Source organism: Micromonospora sp. D75 (assembly GCF_018070405.1).
GTDB classification, from domain to species: domain Bacteria; phylum Actinomycetota; class Actinomycetes; order Mycobacteriales; family Micromonosporaceae; genus Micromonospora; species Micromonospora chalcea.
In genome coordinates this window covers 1-8,511 of the sequence record NZ_JAGPXV010000224.1, presented here as the reverse complement: position 1 = coordinate 8,511, position 8,511 = coordinate 1, and the positions used below count along the sequence as shown (strand labels likewise).

The following is an 8,511-nucleotide window of genomic DNA, read 5'->3' as shown; positions in this document are numbered from 1 at the left end:
AGCCGGGCCCCCGCACGCGCGGGGGCCCGTCTCAGTTCTCGTCGGTGGCGAGCCGGCCGTAGACCACCGAGTCGACCCGGGCGCCGTCCGGGCCGGGCAGCCGCCCGCGCAGCAGCCCTTCCCGCCGGAAGCCGGCCCGTTCCAGCACGCGCTGCGAGGCCACGTTGTCCGGCCGGGTACCGGCCCAGAGCCGGGCCACCCCGATGCCGAACGCCCACCCGGCGACCAGCCGGACCGTACGCGCGGCCAGCCCGCGCCCGCGCGCCTCCGGCAGCAGGCTGTAGCCGATCATCGCCTGGCCGGTGGCGGGCTCGTCGTAGAACAGCGCGCACCCGCCGACGACAGCGCCGGCCACCGCGTCGACGATCGCGAGGTCGGCAGCCTCGCCGGCCAGCCAGCGGCTCGCCGCCAGCCGGCAGCGCCGCGCGAGCGCGGCCCGCTCCGGCGCCACCGGCGGCGCCCGGTTCGCCACCACCTCCGGCAGCGAGTGCAGCCGGTGCAGCACGTCGGTGTCCGCCGGCCCCACCGGCCGCAGCGTCACCACGCCGTCGGTGAGCCGGCCGCCGGGCAGGTCCGGCAGCAGGCGGGCGACCGGCCCGGGCCGGTCGTCGGCCAGCCGCACCCAGGCGATCAGATCCTCGCGTACGCCGCCCGCGCTCGCGCCCGCCGCCCGGCGTACGCCCTCGTGCCGGTAGCCGCAGGCCAGGGCGATGCGCTGGCTCGGCACGTTGTCGACGCGGGTGAGCAGTTCCAGCCGGGCCGCCCCGGCGGCGAACGCACGCTCGGTCAGCAGCCGGGTGGCGGCGCTCGCCACGCCCCGGCCGCGCGCCGCGGGACCCACCCAGTAACCGATCTCGTAGCTCGCCCGCTCCGCGCTGAGCCGGCTCAGACCGATGCTGCCGAGGAGCCGGTCGGTGGCCGGGTCGGCGATCGTGTACGCGGCCCCACCCGCCGCCCACGCCGCTGGCGAGCCCTCGGTGATCCACCAGCGGGCGGCGTCCTCGTCGTAGGGATCGGGCAGCAGGGGCATGAACCGGCGGGTCTCCGGGTCGGCGCACCCGGCCACCATGTCCGGCACGTCCGCGAGGTGGCACGGCCGCAGCCGTACGCCGTACCCCTCGATCGTCTCCGGCGTCACACCAGGTCCTCCGGCAGCAGCGCGCCGATCCACGCGTCCTGGCGCTCGCCGCGGTGCTGGACGCCGCCGCGCAGCGTGCCCTCGACGGTGAAGCCGGCCTTCTCGGCGGCCCGCCGCGAGGCGGTGTTGCCCACGTTGGCCCGCCACTCGATCCGGGCCAGGCCGAGCGTGGTGAAGCCCCAGGCGCACACGGCGGTGAGCGCGGCCGGCAGGTAACCCCGGCCGCGCGCGTGCGGCGCGGTCATGTATCCCACGTCGGCCACCAGCGGGTCGTTGGGGAGGATACGCAGGTCGATCGAGGCGACGTAGCTGTCGTCCGGGTCGGCCACGGCGAACGTCGCGGCGGTGCCCCGGGCCCAGGCCGGGCGGACCAGGTCGTGCAGGAAGCCCTCGGCGTGCTCCGGCCGGTACGGGTGCGGCACAGTGGTCCAGCGGATCGTCTGCTCGTCCTGGCAGGTGCGGGTCACCGCGGGCAGGTCGCGCTCCTCCAGCGCGCGCAGCCGCAGCTCGGTGTCCCCGGCGGTGGCGAACAGGACCGGCTGCGGGCGGCCGAAGACCGCCGCGCGGCGGGCCTGCAGCGTGTCCGGCCCGTAGGGGACCGGGTCGCCGGGCGCGGCCAGCTCGGCCGGGAACAGGGAGCCGATCCAGCCCTCCGGGCGGCCGCCGGGGCTGGGGTGGGCCAGCCGCAGTTCACCCTCGACGCGGAAGCCGGCGCGCAGCGCGACCAGCCGCGAGGCGTGGTTGCCGATCTCGGCCTGCCAGGTGAGCCGGCGCAGCTTGAGCGCGTCGAACGCCCAGCGGGCGAGCGCGCGGGTGGCGCGGACCGCGACGCCCCGGCCCCGGGCCCACGGCGCTGTCCAGTAGCCGACCTCGGCCGAGTCCAGCTCGCGGTCCACGGAGACCAGGCCGCACGAGGCGAGCAGCTCCCCGGTGCCGGCGTCGCAGACCGCGAACGGTGCGCCCGCGCCCTCGGCCCAGGCGGTCGCGCTGAACGTGGTCACGAACTCGGCGGCGTGCTCCGGCAGGTACGGGCGAGGTACGGTGGTCCAGCGCTGGATGTCCGGATCCTGGCAGGCACGGTGCACCGCGTCGGCGTCCGCCGCACGCCAGGGGCGCAGCAGCAGGCCGTCCTCGATGATCTCCACAGGCTCCATCCGAGCCATCGTGCCGGATCGTTCGCGCACGGCGTAACCCGATTAGCGGCCGGTGGCGCACGGTCGCGGCGTTATGTCGGGTTCCGGAGCCCGGACCGCCGCCACCAGTGACCATCGTCGCCTCCGAGCGCCTACGATGGTTCGAGACCGTCTAGGGGAGCGTTGATCCGTGTCGATTCTGGAAAAGGTCCTTCGCGCCGGCGAGGGGCGCATGGTGCGTCGGCTCAAGGCCATCGCGGCCGCCGTCAACTCGATCGAGGACGACTACGTCAACCTCAGCGACGACGAGCTACGCGGCATGACCGACCAGTTCAAGGAGCGGCTCGCTGACGGCGAGACCCTCGACGACCTGCTGCCCGAGGCGTTCGCGGTGTGCCGTGAGGCGGCCTCCCGGGTGCTCGGCCAGCGTCCCTACGACGTCCAGGTCATGGGTGGCGCGGCACTGCACTTCGGCAACATCGCCGAGATGAAGACCGGTGAGGGCAAGACGCTCACCTCGGTCATGCCGGTCTACCTGAACGCGCTCGCCGGCAAGGGCGTGCACGTGGTCACCGTGAACGACTACCTGGCCGAACGCGACGCCGCCTGGATGGGCCGGGTGCACGAGTTCCTCGGCCTGCGCGTCGGCGTGGTGCTGCCCAACCGGCCCGCCACCGAGCACCGCGCGGCCTACGAGTGCGACATCACCTACGGCACCAACAACGAGTTCGGCTTCGACTACCTGCGCGACAACATGGCCTGGTCGAAGGACGAACTGGTCCAGCGCGGCCACTTCTTCGCCGTGGTCGACGAGGTCGACTCGATCCTCATCGACGAGGCGCGTACCCCGCTGATCATCTCCGGTCCGGCCGAGCACTCCGCCCGGTGGTACCAGGAGTTCGCCACCGTGGTGGCCCGGCTCCAGCCCGGCACCGACGGCGAGGGCGACTACGAGGTCGACTACGCCAAGCGCACCATCGCGATCACCGAGCGCGGCGTGGCCAAGGTGGAGGACCGCCTCGGCATCGACAACCTGTACGAGTCGGTGAACACCCCGCTCGTCGGCTACCTGAACAACGCCATCAAGGCCAAGGAACTCTACAAGCGCGACAAGGACTACATCGTCAACGACGGCGAGGTCCTGATCGTCGACGAGTTCACCGGCCGCATCCTGCACGGCCGCCGCTACAACGAGGGCATGCACCAGGCGATCGAGGCCAAGGAGGGGGTGGAGATCAAGCAGGAGAACCAGACCCTGGCCACCATCACCCTCCAGAACTACTTCCGCCTCTACGACAAGCTCTCCGGCATGACCGGTACCGCCCAGACCGAGGCGGGCGAGTTCAACAAGGTCTACAAGGTCGGCGTCGTGACCATCCCGACGCACCGGCCGATGGTCCGGCTCGACCGGCCCGACGTCATCTACAAGACCGAGAAGGCCAAGTTCAACGCCGTCGTCGAGGACATCGCCGAGCGGCACGAGCAGGGCCAGCCGGTGCTCGTCGGCACCGTCTCGGTGGAGAACTCCGAGATCCTGTCGCACATGCTGCGCCGCCGCGGCATCCCGCACTCCGTGCTGAACGCGAAGTTCCACGCCAAGGAGGCGGAGATCGTCGCCCAGGCCGGGCGCAAGGGCGCGGTCACCGTCGCGACCAACATGGCCGGCCGCGGTACGGACATCCTGCTCGGCGGCAACCCCGAGTTCCTCGCCGCGAACGAGCTGCGCCAGCGCGGGCTCGACCCGGTCGAGCAGCCGGAGGAGTACGCCAAGGCGATGGAGGAGATCCTCCCGACCTGGAAGCAGGCGTGTGACGTCGAGGCGGAGGAGGTCGCCGCCGCCGGTGGCCTCTACGTGCTGGGCACCGAGCGGCACGAGTCCCGCCGGATCGACAACCAGCTGCGCGGTCGCGCCGGCCGGCAGGGTGACCCGGGCGAGTCCCGCTTCTACCTGTCGCTGCAGGACGAGCTGATGAAGCGCTTCCGGGCCGGCGCGGTCGAGGCCGTGATGGACCGCTTCAACATCCCCGAGGACGTGCCCATCGAGTCGAAGATGGTCACCCGGCAGATCAAGAGCGCCCAGGCCCAGATCGAGGGCCAGAACGCCGAGATCCGCAAGAACGTCCTCAAGTACGACGAGGTGCTGAACAAGCAGCGCCAGGTGATCTACGCCGAGCGCCTGCGGGTGCTCAACGGCGAGGACCTGTCCGACCAGGTCCGCAACATGATCGACGACGTGGTGACCGCGTACGTGGTCGGCGCGACCAGCGACGGCTACGCCGAGGACTGGGACCTCGATCAGCTCTGGTCCAGCCTCAAGCAGCTGTACCCGGTCGGCGTCACAGTCGACGAGCTGGAGGAGGAGGTCGGTTCCCGCTCGGGCATCGACCAGGACTTCCTGCTCGCCCGTCTGAAGGAGGACGCGCACGCCGCGTACGACAGGCGCGAGGAGAGCCTCGGCGAGGAGGCGGTCCGCCAGCTCGAGCGGATGGTCCTGCTCCAGGTGATCGACCGCAAGTGGCGCGAGCACCTCTACGAGATGGACTACCTGCAGGAGGGCATCAGCCTGCGGGCGTACGCCCAGCGCGACCCGGTCATCGAGTACCAGCGCGAGGGCTTCGACATGTTCGCCACCATGATGGACGGCATCAAGGAGGAGACGGTCGGCTTCCTCTACAACCTGGACGTGCAGGTCGAGGAGGCCGAGCCGGAGGCCGAGGAGGTGCAGCTGCTGGAGAAGCCGGTGGAGATCCGGGCGAAGGGTCTCAACCGCGCGCCGCAGCAGCAGGGCCTGCAGTACTCCGCTCCCGCCGTGGACGGCGAGGCCGGTCGCGGCGCTCCGGTGATCGAGCGGCCCGAGCAGCAGGCGCCGGCGCTCGGCATCGGCCAGCAGTCGGAGCGCCCTGCCGCCGCCGGGCCGCGCCGGGCTCCGGCCGGTGCGAGCGGCCAGGCGGTCGCGGCGAGCACCGCCCGGCGGGCCGCCCCGGGCCAGGTCGACGGCGGCGAGGGCCCGTCCCGTAACGCGCCCTGCCCGTGTGGCTCGGGCCGCAAGTACAAGCGCTGCCACGGCTCGCCCAACGGCGGCAACTGACCCCGAACGCCCACGACGGGCCCCGGCCTCCCGGCCGGGGCCCGTCGCCGTCCCTGGGTTCCCCCAGAGCCCTCCCTCGCTCTCTCCCGCGATCTTGCAGTTCCGGCCCTCATCATGCCCGATTCATGACGTTATCTACGGGACGGAAGTGCAAGATCGGCGCCGGTGGAGGCGCGGGTGGCCGCGGCGCGGTCGAGCCGGGTCGGGGGGCCACGACCGGGCTCAGAGGACGTCCAGGACGAGGCACAGCCAGGTGCCTCGGCGGCGTTCCAGGCGTATCGCAACGGCCCAGCTCGTGCCTCCGACGCCGGCGAACACGGCGGTGGCCTCGACCGCGCCCGCGCGGGGCTCGCAGACCCGCAGACGCCGCAGGAGCAGAGTCGGCCGGGCGGTACGGCGGCGGACCGGGGTCACCCGGCGGGCTGCTCGGGTCAGCTCGGCCGCGACCGGGCCGGCCGACTCGGGCACGCAGAGCGGCCGGAGCTGGCCGGGTGGCCGGAAGCCGTTGACGATCTCCAGGAAGGTGCGGACGAATCGGTGTGCGGCCCGCGTTCCCTCGGGTGCGGCGGACGCGAGGGCTGACGCGGGGGTGCCGGTCCAGCGTGGCCAGGCGGGTGCCGGGTCCGGGGCGCGGCCGGCGGGGCGTGCGGCGGCACCGCGGCGCGGATCGCTCAGGTCGAGGGTGAGCTGCCCGACGGGACTCCACAGCGGCTCCTCGTCGACGCACGGCGGGTCGAGTGGCGGGGCGGGCCGGAGACGGACCGGCGGGCGGGGTGCGCGGGGACGGCGGGTGTCGACCATCTCGAATCCTTGCGTTTGCCTTCGTTTGCCTCCGACAGGGCTTCATCTTCCCGGAATGGCGTCACCGGCGTCAATGGCCGACGGTCCTCGGGTGGTCACTCCTCGTCGCGCTCACCGAGCGGGTTCCCGCGTACCCACTCCGCCGTCTCGGCGTACTTCCGCTCGATGTATTCCTCCAGCCGGGAGCGCTCGACCCGCCACTGCCCCCGACCGCCGATCTTGATCGCCGGCAGCTCGCCACTGCGAACCATGTGGTAGACCTGCGAGTCCGAGACGTTCAGCTCGGCGGCGACGTCGGACAGCAGCAGGAACCTCGACTCCACGGTGACTCCCGGGGTTGGCTTCGTTTGCCTTAGTTTGCCATCACCGGCTGACATCGCCCCATGCCCGTTCGCCTGACACACCGGCGGGAGACTTCACCCGCGCGGATGCCGGGTGTATGACGGTCCTGGCGTACGGCATGATCGGCGCCCGGAGCCGGCGTCCGCCGGTGAGTGGCCTGAATGCGGGAGTGACCGGTGACCGACGAGCTTGTCCGGGTGTACCTGCCGGCGACCGTACCCATGCTCGCCCGGCTGCGCGAGGAGGGGCTGACCGCCGAGGCGGCGCACGCGGTCACCCCGGAACTGCGCGAGTGGTACGCCGAGGGCGACGAGGAGGAACTGGAGTACGTGGCCTTCACCCGGGCCGCCCAGGACGCGCTGTTCCTGCTCCGGAGCGACCCCGCCGCGCCCCGGCGACGGGTTGTCGTCTCGGCCGACCTGCCCGCCCGGGCGGTCGGACGGGTCGGCGGCGAGCTGGGGTCCAGCGTGGTCCGGCCGGCCGGACCGGTGCCGGTGAAGTCGGTCGCCGCGCTTCATGTCGACGGCGCGGAGGCGGTCGAGGACGTGGCCGCTGCCGTCGAGGTGGTGGCCGAGGCCCAGGCCGGGGACCCCGACGCCCAGTTCACCGTCGACGGCGCCGAGGACCACGAACTGGAGTGGTACGACGTGACCGAGCTGGACCTGCTGCTGCGCGAGGCCGGCTGAGCCGGCGGCTCAGGACGCCGCCGGCTCGTCCGTCTCGTCCTCGACCGGGCGGGGGCCGAGCGTGCGGCCGAACACGATGAGCGTGGTCAGCGCGCCCACGAAGAGCACCCAGATCCCGTTGTCCACCCGCGAGGTGCCGAGCGCGGTCTGCGCCACCTCGTCGGCCTCGCTGAGCGCGGCGGCCAGGTCGAGCAGCCCGCGGCCGCCGATCCGGATGATCACCTCGGTGAGCAGCAGGAGCAGGCCCGCGCCCGCGCCGGCCACCAGGTACGCCGGCCAGCGCAGCGGCGACGCCACGCCGTCACGGCGCTCGGCCCGGCGACGGGACCAGGTCAGATAGAGGTACGCGGCGAGGCCGGCGAGCAGGCCGGCGAGCAGCGATTCGGTACGCGAGACCCACTTGGCGGCGTCGAGCACCGACTGCTGGGTCTCCCCGGCGCCGAACAGGTCGGACAGCGGGTCCCGGGCGCGGCTGAACAGCACCACGAAGATCTGCGCGGTGAGCGTCGCAGCGGTGATCGCACCCACCACCCGGGCCTGACGCGCGCCCGCCATCGCGCCGCCGATGATCGCGGCTGCCGCCGTGGTTCCGGCGATCGTGTTCGTGGTGGCGTTGTCGGCGTACGTCAGGTTGATCGCCACCGCGGCGAGCAGCCCGACCACCAGGCCGGTCCCGACGGCGGCCAGGAACCGCAGCGTGGCCCGGCCGAGCCGGTTGGTCGCGGCCAGGGCGACGGTGGCGCCGGTGACCAGCGCCGCGGTGATGACGCCGGGCAGCGCGTACGCGGAGAGGCTGATCGCGGTCACGCCGGCCGCGGTCGAGTGGATCGCCTCGCGGGTCGACCAGAGCATGGCGGCCAGCCATCCGAGCGAGAGCAGGGCGAGTACGAGCGCGCCCGGGGCGAACTCCGGCCGACCGCCGGTGACAGTCCCCTCGTCCCCATGCGCGTATCCGGCTGCGTCCTCGGCCGTCCGAGCCTCGCTCGCCGGTGCCTCGCCCGACGGTGTCTCTCCGGAGGGCACCTTGACGGAGGACGCCTTGACGGAGGACGTCTCGACGGTGGCCCCGTCGCCCGTGGTCGGCCCGACGGTCTCGGGCTGATCCGTCTCCGCGGCCGTGGAGCTGCCGGGCTGGTTGCTCATCGTCTTCCCTTCGACGGTCGCCGGATCCCCGAGCCGGGCCGGGCAGGTCACCGGTCATCCAGCGTACGCGGCGCATCACCACTCCTCGGGCGGGCCGTGTGCCGTGTGCGCGTTGATCGACTGCAGTACGGCGATGTGGTGGCATCCCGAGGGCCCGGATACCGCCATTTCCCCGAGGTG

The 8,511-nt window shown here is 72.9% G+C and carries 7 protein-coding genes; 2 read left to right on the top strand and 5 right to left on the bottom strand.

Annotated elements, in window-relative coordinates; translation table 11 throughout:
- Window positions 1-31: 31 nt before the first annotated feature.
- On the bottom strand, window positions 32-1,138 hold the full coding sequence (locus tag KBX39_RS15460; protein ID WP_210871203.1) for a GNAT family N-acetyltransferase: 1,107 nt from the start codon (window positions 1,136-1,138) through the stop codon (window positions 32-34).
- Window positions 1,135-2,292 (bottom strand): GNAT family N-acetyltransferase, encoded by a 1,158-nt coding sequence (locus KBX39_RS15455; RefSeq protein WP_043326382.1) that lies wholly within the window; start codon window positions 2,290-2,292, stop codon window positions 1,135-1,137. The genes KBX39_RS15460 and KBX39_RS15455 overlap by 4 nt, the downstream gene beginning before the upstream one ends.
- Window positions 2,293-2,461: 169 nt before the next feature.
- Here KBX39_RS15455 and secA point away from each other — a divergent pair, with 169 nt between their 5' ends.
- Window positions 2,462-5,359 carry a preprotein translocase subunit SecA gene (gene secA / locus KBX39_RS15450; protein WP_043326381.1) on the top strand — a complete coding sequence of 966 codons (2,898 nt, stop codon included), beginning with the start codon at window positions 2,462-2,464 and terminating at the stop codon, window positions 5,357-5,359.
- 222 nt (window positions 5,360-5,581) lie between these two features.
- Here the strand turns inward: secA and KBX39_RS15445 are convergent, their stop codons facing one another.
- Window positions 5,582-6,160 (bottom strand): Rv3235 family protein, encoded by a 579-nt coding sequence (locus KBX39_RS15445; RefSeq protein ID WP_043326379.1) that lies wholly within the window; start codon window positions 6,158-6,160, stop codon window positions 5,582-5,584.
- Between the two features lie 95 nt (window positions 6,161-6,255).
- On the bottom strand, window positions 6,256-6,483 hold the full coding sequence (locus KBX39_RS15440) for a helix-turn-helix domain-containing protein (protein ID WP_030501414.1): 228 nt from the start codon (window positions 6,481-6,483) through the stop codon (window positions 6,256-6,258).
- Window positions 6,484-6,678: 195 nt separating this feature from the next.
- Here KBX39_RS15440 and KBX39_RS15435 point away from each other — a divergent pair, with 195 nt between their 5' ends.
- Window positions 6,679-7,188 (top strand): hypothetical protein, encoded by a 510-nt coding sequence (locus tag KBX39_RS15435; protein WP_043326377.1) that lies wholly within the window; start codon window positions 6,679-6,681, stop codon window positions 7,186-7,188.
- A gap of 9 nt (window positions 7,189-7,197) precedes the next feature.
- Here KBX39_RS15435 and KBX39_RS15430 read toward each other — a convergent pair whose 3' ends face one another.
- A complete protein-coding gene (locus KBX39_RS15430) occupies window positions 7,198-8,331 on the bottom strand; it encodes a hypothetical protein (protein WP_210871201.1) in 1,134 nt (377 codons plus the stop codon).
- Window positions 8,332-8,511: the final 180 nt, after the last annotated feature.